Source organism: Deinococcus maricopensis DSM 21211 (assembly GCF_000186385.1).
In the GTDB taxonomy this organism is placed as follows: Bacteria; Deinococcota; Deinococci; order Deinococcales; family Deinococcaceae; genus Deinococcus_B; species Deinococcus_B maricopensis.
Map to the genome: position 1 here is coordinate 2,572,251 of NC_014958.1, position 16,377 is coordinate 2,588,627.

15 protein-coding genes are annotated in these 16,377 nt (G+C 69.5%); 12 read left to right on the forward strand and 3 right to left on the reverse strand.

All coding sequences use genetic code 11. The annotated features are described in order from the left end of the window. Window positions 1-14 precede the first annotated feature (14 nt). From DEIMA_RS11990 to DEIMA_RS12000, 3 genes are all read right to left on the reverse strand, one after another. Window positions 15-398 carry a VOC family protein gene (locus tag DEIMA_RS11990; RefSeq protein ID WP_013557530.1) on the reverse strand — a complete coding sequence of 128 codons (384 nt, stop codon included), beginning with the start codon at window positions 396-398 and terminating at the stop codon, window positions 15-17. Between the two features lie 658 nt (window positions 399-1,056). Further along, on the reverse strand, window positions 1,057-1,725 hold the full coding sequence (locus DEIMA_RS11995) for a TrmB family transcriptional regulator (RefSeq protein ID WP_043816706.1): 669 nt from the start codon (window positions 1,723-1,725) through the stop codon (window positions 1,057-1,059). 64 nt (window positions 1,726-1,789) lie between these two features. Then, window positions 1,790-3,121 carry a S41 family peptidase gene (locus DEIMA_RS12000; RefSeq protein WP_013557532.1) on the reverse strand — a complete coding sequence of 444 codons (1,332 nt, stop codon included), beginning with the start codon at window positions 3,119-3,121 and terminating at the stop codon, window positions 1,790-1,792. Window positions 3,122-3,300: 179 nt separating this feature from the next. Here DEIMA_RS12000 and ftsE point away from each other — a divergent pair, with 179 nt between their 5' ends. The 12 genes from ftsE (at window position 3,301) to DEIMA_RS12060 (ending at window position 16,372) form a co-directional block, all read left to right on the forward strand. Next, the gene (ftsE, locus tag DEIMA_RS12005; RefSeq protein ID WP_013557533.1) at window positions 3,301-3,984 is read left to right on the forward strand and encodes a cell division ATP-binding protein FtsE; all 684 of its coding nucleotides are present in this window, start codon (window positions 3,301-3,303) and stop codon (window positions 3,982-3,984) included. Beyond that, window positions 3,981-4,844 carry a cell division protein FtsX gene (locus DEIMA_RS12010; RefSeq protein WP_013557534.1) on the forward strand — a complete coding sequence of 288 codons (864 nt, stop codon included), beginning with the start codon at window positions 3,981-3,983 and terminating at the stop codon, window positions 4,842-4,844. The genes ftsE and DEIMA_RS12010 overlap by 4 nt, the downstream gene beginning before the upstream one ends. Then, the gene (locus DEIMA_RS12015; protein ID WP_013557535.1) at window positions 4,841-6,331 is read left to right on the forward strand and encodes a peptidoglycan DD-metalloendopeptidase family protein; all 1,491 of its coding nucleotides are present in this window, start codon (window positions 4,841-4,843) and stop codon (window positions 6,329-6,331) included. Before DEIMA_RS12010 ends, DEIMA_RS12015 begins: the two co-directional genes overlap by 4 nt. A 308-nt stretch (window positions 6,332-6,639) precedes the next feature. Then, window positions 6,640-6,888 carry a 30S ribosomal protein S16 gene (gene rpsP / locus DEIMA_RS12020; protein ID WP_013557536.1) on the forward strand — a complete coding sequence of 83 codons (249 nt, stop codon included), beginning with the start codon at window positions 6,640-6,642 and terminating at the stop codon, window positions 6,886-6,888. A gap of 104 nt (window positions 6,889-6,992) precedes the next feature. Then, entirely contained in the window at window positions 6,993-7,235 is a 243-nt protein-coding gene (locus DEIMA_RS12025) for a KH domain-containing protein (protein ID WP_013557537.1), read from the forward strand. A 62-nt stretch (window positions 7,236-7,297) separates the two neighbouring features. Continuing rightward, entirely contained in the window at window positions 7,298-7,807 is a 510-nt protein-coding gene (gene rimM, locus DEIMA_RS12030; protein ID WP_013557538.1) for a ribosome maturation factor RimM, read from the forward strand. Next, complete coding sequence (gene trmD, locus DEIMA_RS12035; protein WP_013557539.1) at window positions 7,804-8,613, forward strand: tRNA (guanosine(37)-N1)-methyltransferase TrmD; 810 nt, start codon at window positions 7,804-7,806, stop codon at window positions 8,611-8,613. The genes rimM and trmD overlap by 4 nt, the downstream gene beginning before the upstream one ends. 120 nt (window positions 8,614-8,733) lie before the next feature. Then, window positions 8,734-9,330 carry an LON peptidase substrate-binding domain-containing protein gene (locus DEIMA_RS12040; RefSeq protein ID WP_013557540.1) on the forward strand — a complete coding sequence of 199 codons (597 nt, stop codon included), beginning with the start codon at window positions 8,734-8,736 and terminating at the stop codon, window positions 9,328-9,330. 305 nt (window positions 9,331-9,635) lie between these two features. After that, complete coding sequence (gene gyrA, locus DEIMA_RS12045; protein ID WP_013557542.1) at window positions 9,636-12,092, forward strand: DNA gyrase subunit A; 2,457 nt, start codon at window positions 9,636-9,638, stop codon at window positions 12,090-12,092. A gap of 373 nt (window positions 12,093-12,465) precedes the next feature. Beyond that, window positions 12,466-13,065 (forward strand): helix-turn-helix domain-containing protein, encoded by a 600-nt coding sequence (locus DEIMA_RS12050; protein WP_013557543.1) that lies wholly within the window; start codon window positions 12,466-12,468, stop codon window positions 13,063-13,065. A gap of 133 nt (window positions 13,066-13,198) precedes the next feature. Continuing rightward, window positions 13,199-14,566 carry an FAD-dependent oxidoreductase gene (locus DEIMA_RS12055; protein ID WP_013557544.1) on the forward strand — a complete coding sequence of 456 codons (1,368 nt, stop codon included), beginning with the start codon at window positions 13,199-13,201 and terminating at the stop codon, window positions 14,564-14,566. Between the two features lie 129 nt (window positions 14,567-14,695). Further along, on the forward strand, window positions 14,696-16,372 hold the full coding sequence (locus DEIMA_RS12060) for a sensor domain-containing protein (protein WP_013557545.1): 1,677 nt from the start codon (window positions 14,696-14,698) through the stop codon (window positions 16,370-16,372). The last annotated feature ends 5 nt before the right edge of the window (window positions 16,373-16,377 follow it).

Here is a 16,377-nt window from a genome sequence, read left to right on the forward strand (position 1 = left end):
GGATTGTATAGCGCCTAGTGAGTGGGAACGCTGCTGTGGTGACCTTCGACGATTTCGAGGCGGTTCCCGAAGGGGTCGCGCAGGTACGCGCGGCGCAGCGGGGCGAGGCGCGTGTCCTCCTCGGCGGGGATGCCGTGCGCGCGCGCGTGCGCGAGGAGGGCCGTGAGGTCGCCGGTGCGCAGGCAGGGGTGGCCTTTGTCCCGCGCGGTGAAGTCCTGCACGGTGCCGGTGTGGAGTTGCCGGCCGTCGGGCAGGGCGAACCAGACGCCGCCGTTGGCCTGGAGCGCGGCGGGTTTCTGGAGTTCGGGCAGGCCGAGGAAGGTGCCGTAGAAGGCGCGGGCGGCGTCCTCATGGGCGGGGGGCGCTTCGATCTGGACGTGGTCGAGGCCGGTGATCATGCGCGCAGCGTACACCCCTTGAAGGTGTTGTTCCCATAGGGGGAACGGCTTCCCCGAGCAGCCACTCGGGCCCGCAGGGCGCTCAGAGGTCCATCAGCCCTGGCCAGTACGGTCATGCCCCATCCTTGTCCTGTGGGCCCTGCGGACCCCAACGGTGCCCCACACGCGGAGCGCGCACGCCCCTGGCCATCAATCCACTCCGCACGCCCCTCTGCCAAACGTACCCCTGCACCCTGCAGCGCAGCCAAGTCAACACCGCGTGGACGTTCGGCTGGCCGGAGGGGACGCGGCCCACGTACTGCACATGGCTCCAGGCGGTGCTGGAGCTTGAGGGCCGCCCGGGCCGCTGGATCACAGCAGCGTCAGGCTGCTGTTCCGCAGCAGGAATCGCCTGACAGCAGGCGAGCACGCCATGGAAGTCGCCCTGCTGCGGGCCGCGGAACGGGCGTGTAGCTCATGACCGGGGTACCTCATCGCGACCCCTCAGCCGCTGGACCGCCCTGGGCGGGCTTCCGTACGTCGCCCGTTGCGGTGCCAGCCCGAATCGGGGCGTGTGGGTCCGCTGGCTGCAGCAGTAACCCTGAGTCCCGCACGACCCTTATTGCTCAAAATGCAGGGGCGGACGGGCGTGCACCCATCCGCCCGTTCCCGTGCGCGGTTACTTCGTGGGACGGCTGGCGGCCATCTCCACGTACCCTTCGATCAGGTGCACGATCACCGGGTTGTGCGTGTGCACGCCGTGCGCCTCGCCGAGCGCCGGGTCGTCGTGGAAGTGCGCGACCACGGCGGCCTCGCCGTCACGGGCGAGCAGGAACGCCCGCTGTCCCGCCACGGCGATGGGCGGCAGGCCGGTCAGGCCGGCGCGGCGTACGTGCACGCCGCGCGGCGTGAGGCGCTCCAGGCGTTCGGCGAGTTCGGTGTCGCCTGCGAGGACCAGGGAGCGGCGGGCGTTCAGGGTGAGGTCCTCAAGCATGGCGCGTACGGCGGCCTCGCCGTACAGGTGGTACACGGCTTCCGGCGCGGGCTCCGGCGTGAGGCGGGACAGGTCGCGGTCCAGGGCGTCGAGGCGGTCGTCGAAGGAGCGGCGCGCGCGGGCAAGGTACTCGCGGGCGCTGAGCGGAGCGTACTCCAGGGGGTTCTGGCCGACGCGGGCGGCGAGGCCGCGCCCTTCAAGGCGTTCCAGGGTTTCGTAGATTTTCGGGCGGGGGATGCCGGCTTGCCGTGCCACGCGCGCGGGCACCGCGCGCCCCAGGGCGAGCAGCGCAGTGTACGCGCGCGCCTCGTATTCGGTGAGGCCCAGCGCCTGAAGGTGAATCACGGCACTCATTCCTCCCCAGCATACGGGAAAACCCCCGCCGCGGCGGGGGTCCTCCGTTCAGGGGCGTGCGGAGTTACTTCGCGAGGACTTCGAGGGCCTTGGCAAGCTCCGCGTCGGTTTTCACGTCGACGGTCGCTTCGCCCTGGCTGCTGCTGCGCTGAGGGCGTTTCACGTCGTCGATGAACGTGAACTTGCCGTCCTTGTCGGCGGTGGCGGTGACGGTGCGGCCGCCGATGTTCACGGTGAGCTTCGTGCCGGCAGGAACGCCGCTGCCGCTGAAGTTCAGGGGCGTGGGGTAGCGGGTGTCCTTCACGGTGATTTCCGGCGTGATGCCCTTGCCGTGAATCTGGCGCCCGAGCGGCGTCAGCCATTCGTTCGTGACAATGACGGCGCGGCCGCCGTCGGCGGTCGTGAACGGCGACTGCGCGACGCCCTTCCCGAAGCTCTTCTCGCCGATGAGCGTGGCGCGCTTGTAGTCCTGCAGGGCGCCAGCGACGATCTCGCTCGCGGAGGCGCTGTTGCCGTTGATCAGCACCACGAGTTTGCCGGTGTAGTCGCCGGCTTCCTTGCGGGCGTCACCGACGACCTGCGTGCGGCCGGAGCGGTCGCGCAGGCTGACGATCTTGCCGCTCGGCAGGAACTTGTCAGCGACGAACACGCCGGCGTTCAGAAGACCGCCGCCGTTGTCGCGCAGGTCGAGGATCATCTTCTTCACGCCGCGCTTCTCGGCGTCGCTCACGGCGCGCTCGAACTGCTCTTCGACCTTCTCGTTGTAGAAGGTGTTCAGCGCGATGTAGGCAACGTCGCCGCCCGCCTGCTTCAGGGTGGCCGTTTCGACGGCGGCGATCACCACGGGGCTGCGTTCGATGACGACCTCGTACGTGCTGCTGCCGCGCCCGAAGGTGATGCGGACCTTCGTGCCCTTCTCGCCGCGCACCTTCGTGACGATATCGTTCACGCTGGCGGTGCTGACGTCCTGCCCGTCGATCTTCAGGAAGCGGTCACCGGCCTGCACGCCCGCGCGCGCAGCCGCGTTGTCCTTGTAGACGACGTCGACCTGGCCGCCCACGCCGTCCTTGCCGGGTGCGAGGAGCACGCCGATGCCGTAGAACTCGCCGGCGAGGTTCTGCTCGTCGACCTTGTTCTCTTCGGGCGGCGCGTAGTACGTGAACTGGTCATTCAGGGACGCGAGCATGCCGTTGATGGCGCCGCGCAGCAGGTCGTCGACCTTCACGGGTTTGAGGTAGTTGGCGTTCGTGAACGCGAGGACCTGCTGGAAGGTCTGCCCGACCTTGCTGGCGTTCAGGTTCACGGGGGACGCCTGCGTCTGGAACTGGGCGTACCCGACAGCGGCGGTGGCGGCCAGGGCGCCCGCCACGAGGAGCGTGCGGTTGCGGTTGTTCATCACCGTCCACGATAGCGGGTGCAGGTGAAGGACGCCTAAGGCGCGCACGACAATTCCGGCGGCGCGTCCGTCCTCACACGCGCGCGGCCCTCACCCCTAAAATACCGGGGACTCATGTTACGCCAGGCCCCTGCCCTCCCCTACCGTCACGCCCGTGGCCGCACCGAGCAGGAGCGCGCGTGATTCAGTTTCATCACGTGTCCCTCGCGTATCCCGTGACCGGCACGCACGCCCTCGAGGACATCAATCTGCACGTCAAGAAAGGCGAGTTCGTGTACCTGGTCGGGCACAGCGGCGCTGGCAAAAGCAGCTTCATGAACCTGATCCTGAAACGCACCCTGCCGACCAGCGGGCAGGTGTACATCGCCGGGGAGTCACTCAGCCGCTACCGTGGGCGGCGCGTCGCGCAGCACCGCCGGCGCATCGGCATGGTGTTTCAGGACAACCTGCTGCTGCCCCACCTGAGCGTGCACGACAATATCGCGTTCGCGCTGCGCGTCACGGGCGCGCCCGAGCGGGAGTGGGGCGCGCGCGTCGGGAACGCCCTGCGGGTGGTGGGGCTGGACCACAAGCGGCACGCGCTGCCGATTCAGTTGTCGCAGGGGGAGCAGCAGCGCATCGCCATTGCGCGCGCCATCGTGACGGAGCCGGCGCTGCTGCTCGCAGATGAGCCGACCGGGAACCTCGACCCGGACAACAGCCGCGACATCCTGAAGGTCCTGCAGCACGTGAATCTGCGCGGCACGACCGTGGTGCTCGCGACGCACGCGCGGGACCTCGTGGAGACGTTCCGGCACCGGACCATCACGCTGCGTCAGGGTCGCCTGGTGCGCGATGACCCGTACGGGGGGTACGCGCTGTGAGGTGGCATTTCCGTCAGGCGTGGCTGGCCGCGCGCGGCAACATGACGGCCGCGGTTGCCACGCTGACGACCATGACGCTCACGCTGCTGATCCTGGGGTTCGTGGTGCTGCTCACGCAGAACGCCTCACGGGCGCTGGCGCAGCTGGAAGCGCAGGTGGAGGTCGCGGCGTTCCTGCGGGACGGCACGGACACGCAGGGGCTGCTGCGGCGCGTGCGGACGTTGCCGGGCGTGCAGGACGCGCGGCTCGTCACGAAGGTGCAGGTGCTGGAGGAGATGACCCGGGATTACCCGTACGCGAAGGACGCCGCGGACCTCGCCGGGAACCCGTTCCCGGACACGCTGCGGCTGCGGGTCGCGCGCGTGGAGGATTCCCGCACGGTCGCCGCGAGCGTCTCGCGGCTGGAGGGCGTGCAGGACGTCGAGTATGGCGCCGGGTACGTGGACCAGACGGTGCGGACGCTCTCGGCGGTGCGCGGCGCGGGGTACGTGCTGGTGGGCCTGCTGCTGATCGGGTCGCTGTTCAACATCCTGAACGCGGTGCGGGTGGCGATGTACGCGCGGCGCAATGAGATCAGCGTGATGCGCCTGCTGGGCGCCACGCGCGGCTTCATCCGGCTGCCGTACCTGCTGGAGGGCGTGCTGCTGGGCATCCTGGCGGGCGTCATCGCCGGGAGTGTGCTGTACCCGGCGTACGTGCAGCTGGCGGCGCGCGTGCAGACGCTCGCGCCGGTCCTGCCGGTCATCACGGACCCGCAGGCGCTGCTGATGGTGCTGGGCGCCCTCGTGGGCCTGGGGGCGCTGGTGGGCCTGATCGGGAGCTTCATCGCGTCGGGCCGCTACCTGCGGGAGCTGGAGTGACGCGCCGCCTGGCCGTGCCGCTGACGTTGACGCTGCTCGCCGTGCTCGCGGGCGCGCAGACGACCAGCCAGAAGCTGCAGGACCTGCAGCAGCAGTTGCAGCAGCAGCGGGCGCTGAGCGCGCAGCAGGCGCAGGCGCTGCAGCGCCTGCGGGAGCGTATCAGCACGCTGGGCGCGCAGGGGCAGGCGGCGCTGGAACGTATCGACGCGCTCGCGGCCAGCATCTCCTCGCAGGAGCAGGCCGTGCAGGCGACGCGCGCGCGTACACAGGCGGTGCAGGTCAGCATCGCCACGCTGGACGCGCAGATGGGCGTGACGCAGGCGCGCGTGGAGCAGTTGCAGGCGAGCGTGCGGGCCCTGATGAACGCCCTGTACCGCGAGCGGAGTGAGCGGTACCTGCAGCTGCTGGCGCAGGCGCGGACGCTGCCGGACCTGCTGGTGCGCGCGCGCTACGCGAACCTGAGCGGGCAACAGAACGTCCGCCTGATTCAGATGCTCCGCACGGAACGGGCGCAGCTGGACGCGCAGCGCGCGGAGCAGGCGAAGCTCGCGGCGGAACTCGCGGCGCTGCAGGCGCGGCAGCTCGCGCAGCTGGAGAAGCTGCGGGACGCGCGCGCGCAGCAGCAGCAGCTCTACGCGCAGCTGCGTCAGAGCGAGGCGGGGCAGCGGGCGCTGGCGGTGCAGACGCAGGCGCAGCAGGCGATCACCGGGCAGAACATCGACGCGATTGTGCAGAACATCCAGCAGGAGCGCGCGCGTCTCGCGGAGGAGCGCCGCCGCCGCCTGGAGGAGGAACGCAAGCGGCGCGAGGCGGAGGCGCGGCGCATCCGGGAAGCGCAGGAGCGCGCGCGGCGTGAGCAGGCACGTCTCGCGGAACTCGCGCGGCAGCAGGAGGCGCGGCGCCGGGCTGCGGCGGCGGCGGCCGCGGCGCAGCAGGCGGCGTCGCAGCGTGCTGCGGAAGCGTCGAAGCGCGCGGCGGAGGCGGCGCGGCAGCGCGAGGAGGCGCAGCGGGTGCAGGCGGCGCGGGCGCGCGTCACGGCGGAACAGCAGGCGCTCGCGCAACGTCAGGAACAACTGGACGTGCAGGCCGCGCAGGCGGAGGCGCTCGCGGCGCCGCTGCCGAGCAGCGTGGGGGCCCTGGCGTTCCCGCTGCCGGGCGGGCGGGTGAGCAGCGCGTTCGGGGCGTCCGGGCCGTGGGTGGTGCTGAGCGGCGCGCCCGGGCAGACGGCGGTGGCGGCGGCGCGCGCGGACGTGCTGGCGGTCACGAACAACGCGAACCTCGGCTGGGTGGTGCTGCTGGATCACGGTGCGGCGATCAGCGCGTACTTCGGGCTGTCGCAGCCGCTGGTGCAGGCGGGCGACCGGGTGGAGCGCGGCGCGAACGTCGGCGTGGTGGGCGGCAGTCCGCAGTTCGGCGCGGACAGCATGGCCATGCAGCTGATCCGCATTGATGGAGGCGTGCGCCGCGTCGTCGCGCCGGACTTCTGAGGCGTTGAGCAACGCCCCTGAGCTGGCCTGAGGTGCTGCGCACGCTGGAGGATGTGCGCCCTGATGTTCCTGTTCGGTGCGTCCTGGGCGCAGCAGACGCGCCGGACGCCTGAGGCGGGTGGTTCGCGGGGTGGTGTTCGCGCCGGTCACCGGGTTGGGCTTGCTGCACCGGACCGCTGTGAGGGCCGGTGCGCGAGGGGCCCTTGCTGCGTGGGCGGCGCGTTTGCTACACTTCTTCGGTGCGCTCCGGCTGGCTGCTGACGGGCGTGCAACAAGCCCAACCCTCAACCCACTGGAGTTCTTCTATCATGGTGAAAATCCGTCTGTCGCGTTTCGGCTCGAAGCACAACCCGCACTACCGTATCGTCGTCGCTGACGTCCGCCGTCCCCGTGACGGTGGCTACATCGAGAGCATCGGCTATTACGACCCCCGCAAGACCACCGAGAACTTCCTGAAGGTCGACGCGGACCGTGCGGCGTACTGGCTCAGCCAGGGTGCGCAGCCCACGATGACGGCCCGCCGCCTGCTCAAGGCGCAGGGCGTCCAGGTCAAGTAAGCGCGACCTGCGTTCGGCCGCCGCACGTTCGTGCGGCGGCTTTTGTTTGGCTGCGTGCGGGGCATGCGGCGCGACCGGGCAGGTTCGGCTTTATAATTCGCGGCATGAAGACCGACGTGGCGGAACTCACGCTGTTTCTGGCGCAGAGCATGGTGGATCAGCCGTCGCAGGTGCGGGTATCGCAGCGCGGCGGGAACGTGCTGGTGCGCGTGGCGCCCGGCGAGGAGGGCCGCCTGATCGGCCGGCAGGGACGCGTCATTCAGGCGATGCGGACGCTGGTGCGCGCGGTCGCGGACCCGCGCGAGCGGGTGAGTGTGGATCTGGACGCGCCCCGGCGCGAACGATAAGCGCAGCGGGCGCGCGGGCGGCGGGGCAGCCCGTCCGCCCGCGCGCGTCTTGGAGGGAAGACATGGCGGAATTGATTCGGGTAGGGCATGTGCTTGCGCCGTTCGGCGTGCAGGGCGCAGTGAAGGTGTACGTGATCGGCGATCCGGAGCAGCTGCTGGACCTGACGCGCGTGAGTGTCGAGAAGCTCGGCTGGCTGCGCGTTACGGGCGTGGAGCTGCACGGGCCCGGCGTGGTCATGGCGCTGGCTGGCGTCGCGGACCGGACGGCGGCGGAGCGCCTGCGCAACCGCGGTGTGTATGTGGACGAGGCGGAGCTGCCGCCGCTGGATGACGGGTCGTACTACTACCATGAGCTCACGGGGCTGCCGGTGGTCGCGCCGGACGGGCGCACGCTCGGCGACGTGCGGGACGTGATGGACGGCGGGCACCAGGACCTGCTGGTGGTCCGGCATCCGCGCGGGGAGTCGCTGGTGCCGCTGCAGGCGCCGTACGTGGAGGTCGTGCGCGGGGAGCGGATCGTGCTGGACGCCCCGCCGGGCCTGCTGGGGGATGAGCCCGGGGACGACGCGTGACGCGCAGCGGGCCGCTGCGGTTCTCGCTGCTGACGCTGTTTCCGGAGCTGCTGCGCCCGTGGGCGCAGGAGGCGCTGATCGGGAAGGCCGCGGCGCGCGGCCTGATTGCGGCGGACGTGGTGGACCTGCGGGCTTTCGCGGAGAACAAGCACCGCAAGGTGGATGACACGCCGTACGGCGGCGGGGCGGGCATGGTGATCCGCGTGGACGTGGCCGAGCGGGCGCTGGCGTCGCTGGACGCGCCAGACGAGGTGATTCTGCTGACGCCGGCGGGGCAGCCGTTCTCGCAGGCGATGGCGGAGGAGCTGAGCACGCGCGCGCACCTGGCGGTGCTGTGTGGGCGCTATGAGGGGTTCGACGCGCGCGTGGAGTCGCTGGTGACGCGCGAGGTGAGCATCGGCGATTTCGTGATGATGGGCGGTGAGGCGGCGGCGGCGTGTCTGCTGGAGGCCGTGGCGCGGCTGGTGCCGGGCGTGATCGGCGATGAGGAGAGCCACCGGCAGGACAGTTTCAGCAGCGGGCTGCTGGATTACCCGGAGTTCACGCGGCCGATGACGTGGCGGGAGCAGTCGGTGCCGGAGGTTCTTATGCGTGGGGATCACGCGCGCATTGCGGCGTGGCGGCGCGCGGAGGCGCTGGCGCGGACACTGGCACGCCGACCGGACCTGCTGCCGGGCACGGGTCTGACGCCGCAGGACAGCGCGGCGCTGTTGGCGTTGGGGGTGACGTCGGCGCAGTTGGAGGCGTGGGGGGCGCCGCCACCGCCGGCGCCGAAACGCCCGAAGAAGCGGCGCGCGGATTCATAGTAGGCGTCGGTTGGGGCGTGCGCGTCGGCGGTGGTCCCGCCCGGCGGGCGGACCGGGCAGGGTGAGGTTTGTGGGGTTCGCAAACGTTAAGTCTGCGCGCAGGGCGCAGCATGGGGGCACATGAGCGTGCCGCTGTTCCCGTTGCCGAACCTGGTGCTGCTGCCCGGGTTGGTCGTGCCGCTCTATATTTTTGAGCCGCGCTACCGGGCGTTGCTGGCGCGCGTGCAGGCGTCCGGGGAGCCGTTCGGGATCGTGCGGATTGAGGTGCCGCGTGATGCGAGTGACCGGCCGGTGACGGAGCGGATCGCGCGGGTGGGGACGCTCGCGTACGTGCGTGAGGTGGTGACGCATGAGGACGGCACGTCGAGCATCACGGTGGTGGGGGGTGAGCGCTTCCGGACGGTGGGGTATGACGAGTCGCACAGTTACCTGAGTGCGGCGGTGGAGGTGTGGCCGCTTGAGGCGTCGCCGGAGCCGGGGGTGGTGTTGGCGTTGGCGGAGCGGGTGCGCGTGGGGGTGCTGGCGGCGCGGTCGGCGGAGGCGGCGCAGGCGCAGGCGGTGATGCCGGAGGACGCGGTGCTGCTGGCGTCGTATGCGGCGGCGGTGTTGCCGTTGTCGGGTGCGGAGCGTCAGGCGGTGCTGGAGGCGTCGTCGCTGGTGGACCGGTTGTCGTTGCTGGTGGCGTCGTTGCCGCCGCATGTGCGCACCCTGAACTGAGGAGGTGGAGGCGTGAGGGCCGCCGGGCTGGGGGTGATGTGGCCTCTGAGGGGAGCGTGATGTTGAGCGGGGTTCCGGAGGGGGCCTCGTGGGGTGGTTTTGGCGGTGGGGTGGGCATTCTGGGCGGGGTCGGAGTCCATTCATTTATTACGCTGCCAACATAATTCGGGGGGATATGCTATACTCATGGCATTGGTTCTGGCGACGCGCCGAACCGTCACCGCCCTCCCCCGGCGGCACCACCCCACCCCGGCGAACCGCGCCGGGCCGACGTGTGTGCTCGCGCTGAACACCCTGGAGAGAACGTGTCATCAACCCTCCCCGTCGATATCACCAACGAAGTCAAAACCAACTTCATCAACTACGCCATGAACGTCATCGTGGACCGCGCGCTCCCCGATGTTCGTGACGGCCTCAAACCCGTCCACCGCCGCATCATGTACGCCATGCTGCAAGAAGGCCTCTTCAGCAACCAGAAGCACGCCAAGAGCGCGGCCGTGGTCGGCGAGGTCATGAAGAAGTACCACCCGCACGGCGACTCCCCCATCTACGACGCGATGGTCCGCCTGGGGCAATGGTGGAACATGCGCTACCCCATGGTCGACCCGCAGGGGAACTTCGGCAGCATCGACGGCGACATGGCCGCCGCCATGCGCTACACCGAAGCGCGCATGACGAAGCTCGCCGAGGAACTCCTCGCCGACCTCGAAAAGGAAACCGTCGACCTCAAACCCAACTACGACGAGACCACCACCGAACCCTCGGTGCTGCCGTCCGCCGTCCCGAACCTGCTTGTCAACGGCTCGGCCGGCATTGCCGTGGGCATGGCGACGAACATCCCGCCGCACAACCTCACGGAAATCGTGAACGGCCTGATCTCCATCATCGACAAGCCGGGCCGCACCGCCGAGGAAAAAGCGGCGCAGGTCAGCCTCGATGAACTCATGGTCCACGTGCAGGGCCCGGACTTCCCCACGGGCGGGCGCATCAGCCGCTCCGGCATCCGCGACGCGTACGCCACCGGCCACGCCGGCCTGAAGGTGCGCGGCAAGGCCCGCATCGACGAGAAGAACGGCCGCACGCAGATCATCATCAGCGAGATCCCGTATCAGGTGAACAAAACCAACCTGATCCAGACCATCAGCGCGATGTACAAGGCCGGGAAGATCCCGGACATCAGCGCTCTGCGCGACGAGTCGGACCGCAAGGAGCCCGTGCGCATCGTCGTGGAGCTCAAACGCGGCGCCATCCCCACGCTCGTGCTGAACCAGCTGTACAAGTACACGCAGCTGCAGACGACCTTCACGGTCATCAACCTCAGCATCGTGAACGGCGAACCGAAAGTGCTGCCGCTGCTCGACACCATGCGCTACTTCCTGGAGCACCGCGCGGACGTCGTCACGCGCCGCACCGCGTACGAGCTGCGTAAGGCGCAGGAACGCGCCCACATCCTGGAAGGCCTGCTGAAGGCGCTCGATCACATCGACGAAGTGATCGCGCTGATCCGCCGCAGTCAGACCGGCGCCGAAGCGCGCGACGGCCTGATGACCCGCTTCCAGCTGACCGACGTGCAGGCCCAGGCGATCCTCGACATGCGGCTGCAGCGCCTCGTCGGCCTGGAACGCGAGAAGCTGCAGGGCGAATACAACGAGCTGATGACCCTGATCGACCGCCTCAAGGCGATTCTCGGTGACGAGAAGCTGCTGTGGCGCGAAATCAAGAAGGAACTCAAGGACATCCGTGACCGCTACGGCGACGAGCGCCGCAGCACCATCACGCAGCTTGAGGAGGACATCAGCAAGGAGGACCTGATCGCCGTGGAGGACATGGTCATCACCATGACCCGCGCCGGGTACCTGAAGCGCACGAAGCTCGACGCGTACCGCGCGCAGAGCCGTGGCGGCCGCGGCTCCAGCGGCGGCAAGCTCCGCGAGGAGGACGTGAACACCCGCGTGTTCGTGGGCAGCACGCACGACTACCTGCTGTTCTTCACGGACCAGGGGCGCCTGTTCCACGAAAAGATCTACGACCTGCCGGAAGCGGGCCGTGACGCCAAGGGCACGCACATCAAGAACCTGCTGCCGGGCCTGCGTGAGAACGAGAGCGTCGCGTCGGTGCTGGCCATCAAGGACTTCGATGAGGCGGGCAGCTTCGTGTTCGCCACGAAGCGCGGCATGATCAAGAAGACCCAGATCCGCGACTACGGCAACATTACGTCGGCGGGCCTGATTGCCCTGAACCTGCAGGACGACGATGGCCTGATCGGCGTCGGCATCCAGCGCGACGGCGACCACATCGTGCTCGCCACGAGCGACGGTCAGGCGATGCGCTTCGGCGCGAACGAGGTCCGCGATACGGGCCGCGCGACGCAGGGCGTGATCGGCATTCGCCTGCGCGACGGCGACCACGTGGTGAGCATGGCGGTCGTGCCCGGCGACGACGAGGACAGCGAACTGCTGGCGATCTCGGAGTGTGGCCTCGGGAAGCGCACGCCGGTGAGCGATTACCCCAGTAAGGGACGCGGCGGCCTGGGCGTGATCACGCTCGACGTGACCGAGAAGACCGGGAAGCTGGTCGCGCTCGCCCGCGTGGCCGGGGACGAGGAGCTGATGGTGCTGACGCAGAAGGGCACGGTCATCCGGACGCGCGTGGAGGAAGTGCGCGTGACGGGCCGTAACGCCCAGGGCGTGAAGATCATCAACCTCGGCGACGGCGACTGCGTGATCAGCGCGTTCCCCATCCGTAAGGAAGACGAACTGTAATTCTGCGCGCTGGGCGGGGCGGCGGGGGTCCTCGCCGCCCCGCTTGTGTATGGCTGGGCCGCTGCTGAGGGATGAGGTGTAAGGCGGCTTGGGTTGTTTGTCAGCTTTTTAAGCACAGGGCATGTAAGGGTTTCGTAACGCGTTATCCCGTCTGATGGGGGAGCGTTGGTGCGGCATTGGGGTTCTCGGGAACTGCTCATGTTGCGTGGCGTGCAGGCGCGGGTTTATTCTTCAGGCTGCTTTGCTTGATAAAGCAGAAATAAAGAAACATTTTTGTTTACAAAATTGTGACGAAGGTGTACACTGTGACTACATCGGGAGTTGGTCCCGATCCCCAACAGAAAACCACTCAGGGTGACCCAGGAGGGACGCCATGTTGCTCGAAAAAACGTTCGTTGACGCCATTACCTACCGCCCCGGCGCCGTAATCCTCTACCCCGGCAAAAGCGACATGCTCTACCGCGTGCAAAGCGGCCTCGTCCGCGTCCACACCATGGACGACGAAGGCAACGGCCTCACGCTGCGCTACGTCAAACCCGGCGAGTTCTTCGGCGAGGAAGCCCTCGCGGGCGTCGAACGCCACTACTTCGCGGAAGCCGTGACCGACAGCACCGTCGACGTCATCAACCCCGCGCTGATGAACGCCGAGGACAACCTCGAAGTCACCACGCACCTCGTCAAGACGCTCGACCGCGCCTACGACAACATCTACCGCCTGGTCGGCAAACGCCTGCGCGCCCGCATCGCCGGTGAACTCCTCGAACTCAAGGACACCGCTCTCGCCACGCAGCTCCAGACCGGCGAAACCATGATCTACGCCACCCACGACGAACTCGCCGCCGCCGTCGGCAGCGTCCGCGAGACCGTCACCAAGGTCGTCGGCGAACTCAGCCGCGAAGGCGTCATCAGCGCCGGCTACGGCAAGATCACCCTCAAGAACGAACGCGCCCTCGCGGACATCGCCGCCGAGTGAGCTGCCGCCCACACGCCGCCCGCCACCACGCGGGCGGCGTGTTCTTGCACCCCACCTGCGTTCCAGGCCGCAACCCCACACGTCCATATCTGGCCGCGCTCCACGGTAAGCGTGCCCTGTACACTTGCAACGTATGACGCATGCCTACACCCAGGATCGCCCGCTGCGCGTCGCCGTGATCGGCAGCGGCCCCAGCGGCGTGTTCGCCGCCGAGGCCCTCATCAAGCAGACGGACCTCCCCGTTCAGGTGGACGTGTTCGACCGCCTGCCCACCCCCTACGGCCTCGTGCGCTACGGCGTCGCCCCCGACCACCTCAAGATCAAGAGCGTCGTCAGCGGCTTCGAGAAGACCCTGAACGACCCGCGCGTGCGCTTCCTCGGCCACGTGGAATTCGGCCGTGACCTCACCGCCGAGGACCTGCAGCAGCACTACGACGCCACCGTGTACGCCGTGGGTGCCTCCAGTGACCGCCGCCTCGGCATCCCCGGCGAGGACCTGCGCGGCAGCCTCAGCGCCACCGAATTCGTCGCGTGGTACAACGGCCACCCCGACGCCGCCGCCCGCGACATGCTCCTGCACGCCAGCGGCGTCGCCGTGATCGGCGTCGGCAACGTCGCCCTCGACGTGAGTCGCATCCTCAGCAAGACCGTCGAGGAACTGCACGAGAGCGACATCGCCCCCCACGCGCTCGACGCCCTGCAGCGCAGCCACGTCAGCGACGTGTACATCCTCGGACGCCGCGGCGCCGCCCAGGCGAAATTCACCACCAAGGAACTCCGCGAATTCGGCGAACTGCACGTCTCCGAACCCATCGTGAAACCCGAGGAGATCGCCGTGAGCGACGAGGAACTCGCCGGCATCACGGACAACACCGTCAAGAAGAACCTTGAGGTGCTGCGCGACTTCGCCGCGCGCGAACGCGAAGGCAAGGAACGCCGCCTGCACATCCGCTTCCTCGTCTCCCCCACCGAGATCCTTGACGACGGCCAGGGCAACGTCGCCGGACTCAAGATCGAACGCAACCGCCTCGACGAGAGCGGCAACGCGGTCGGCACCGGCGAAACCGAAGTGCTGCCCGTGCAGATGGTCCTGCGGTCCGTCGGGTACAAGGGCGTCGCCCTGCCCGGTGTGCCGTTCGACGAGCGCCGCGGCGTGATCCCCAACGAGGGCGGCCGCGTGACCGGCCTGACTGGCGCGTACACCGCCGGCTGGATCAAGCGCGGCCCGAGCGGCGTGATCGGCACCAACCGCCAGGACGCCGTGGAAAGCGTGCGCGCGCTGCTGGAGGACGCTGCCAGCGGCGCTCTCCCCCTCGCGCCCCACGCGAGCACCGACGCGGTCGACGCCCTGCTGCGCGCGCGCGGCGTGGACGTGTACACCTTCGAGGACTGGCAGGCCCTCGACGCGCACGAACGCGCCCAAGGACAGGCCACCGGCCGCCCGCGCGTGAAGGTCGTGCACCGCGAGCACATGCTCCGCCACCGCAAAACGCTCGCCTGACCCTCACACGGCCGCCCAGGACGCGCTGAACCCGGCCGGGTTCAGCGCGTCTTCACCCGCTGCTCCGCCCAGGCGTGGACGTGCGAACATGCACGTATGATGAGGGCGCGATCGTCATGAGGGCCTCACATGGATAAAGGCGCGGCTGCCCGCCGCGCACACCTCGCGCCATCCCTGCCGGACGGTTACTTCCGCGCGGCTTTCGACACCAGCCCGGTCGGCGTGGCCGTCCTCGACGCCCGCACCGGCCAGGTCGTCCACGCGAACCCGGCGCTGCTGGCCCTCACCAGCGTGCCCCTCAGCGGCCTGATCGGGCGCACCGGCCCCGAACTGCACCTGTGGCCGGACGGTGACCCCATGCGCTGGACCAGCCCGTGCGAACGCGACACGCAGCTGCGCGCCCGCGACGGCCGCGTCCTGCCTGTGACCGTCAACCGCTGCGACCTCACGGTGCAGGGCCGCCCCTGCACGCTCCTGCACGTGCGCGCTGCTCTCAGCGCGCCGCAGGGCCCGCCTCCGCATGACGCGCTGACCGGCCTGCCCAACCGCACCACCCTCATGACCCGCCTGGAGGGCCTGCTGCGCACCGCGCGGGCGCGCACCGTGGGCGTGCTCCTCGTGAACTTCACGGCGTTCCCGCAGGTGGACGCCACGCTCGGCTTTCAGGTCGGCGACGCCGCCGTCGTGGCCGTCGCCGAGCGACTCGCGCAGCTGACCAACGCGGTGCCCGGCGCGATCCTGGGGCGCATTGACGGACCGCTGTTCGTCGTGGCGCGTCCCGCGCAGAGTGCCGCCGACCTGGAAGCGTACGCGGAAGCGCTGCTGCGCAACCTCGACATGCCCTTCGAGGTGCAGGGGCATGATCTGCACCTGTCCCCGCGCGTCGGCCTGAGCGTCGCCCCGCGGGACGGCGTGGGCGCCGGAACGCTGTTCAGCCGCGCGTCCGTGGCGCTCGCCGCCGCGTGCCGCCGCCCCATCGTGAACGCCGAGGTGTACCGCGAGGCGCTCACGCAGGCCGCGCGGGACCGCCTGCGTCTGGAGGAGGACCTGCGCCGCGCCGTGCGAGACGGCGAGGGCTTCGTCGTGGAGTACCAGCCGATCATCGACGCGGCGCGCGGTGTTGTCGCGTCCGCCGAAGCGTTGATTCGCTGGGCGCACCCGACGCGGGGGCTGCTGCCACCGGGCGCGTTCATGGGCCTCGCGGAAGGCAGCGGCCTGATCGTGGACCTGGGGCGCCTCGTCCTGCGCGGCGCGTGCGCGCAGGTGGCGGCGTGGGCCCGCGAGGGGCTGCACGTGCACCTGAACGTGAATGTCGCCGCCGCGCAGTTCGAGCGGGGCGATCTGGTTCCGACCGTGGCGCAGGCGCTGTCCGACACGGGCCTCCCGCCCGCGCAGCTGACGCTGGAACTGTCCGAACAGGTCCTCCTCGAGGACGCGCATAACGCGGCCGTGCAGCTCGCGCGGCTGCGGGTGCTGGGCGTGCGCGTCGCCGTGGACGATTTCGGGACGGGGTACTCGAACCTCGCGGGCCTGGTGCGCCTGCCAGTGGATGACCTGAAACTGGACCGCAGCTTCATGCAGGACCTCGAACTGGGCGGCGGGGCGCTGGCGGTCGTGGAGAGCACGCTGCTGCTCACGCGCCGCCTTGACCTGAAAGTGGTCGTGGAGGGCGTGGAGACCGTGCCGCAACTGGAGCAGGTGCGGCGCCTGGGCTGCCACCTGATCCAGGGCTTCTATTTCGCGCGTCCGCTCAGCGCCGACGCGTTCCTCGCGTTCGCGCGGGCGTTCGAGATCCGCCCGTCCTGAACGTC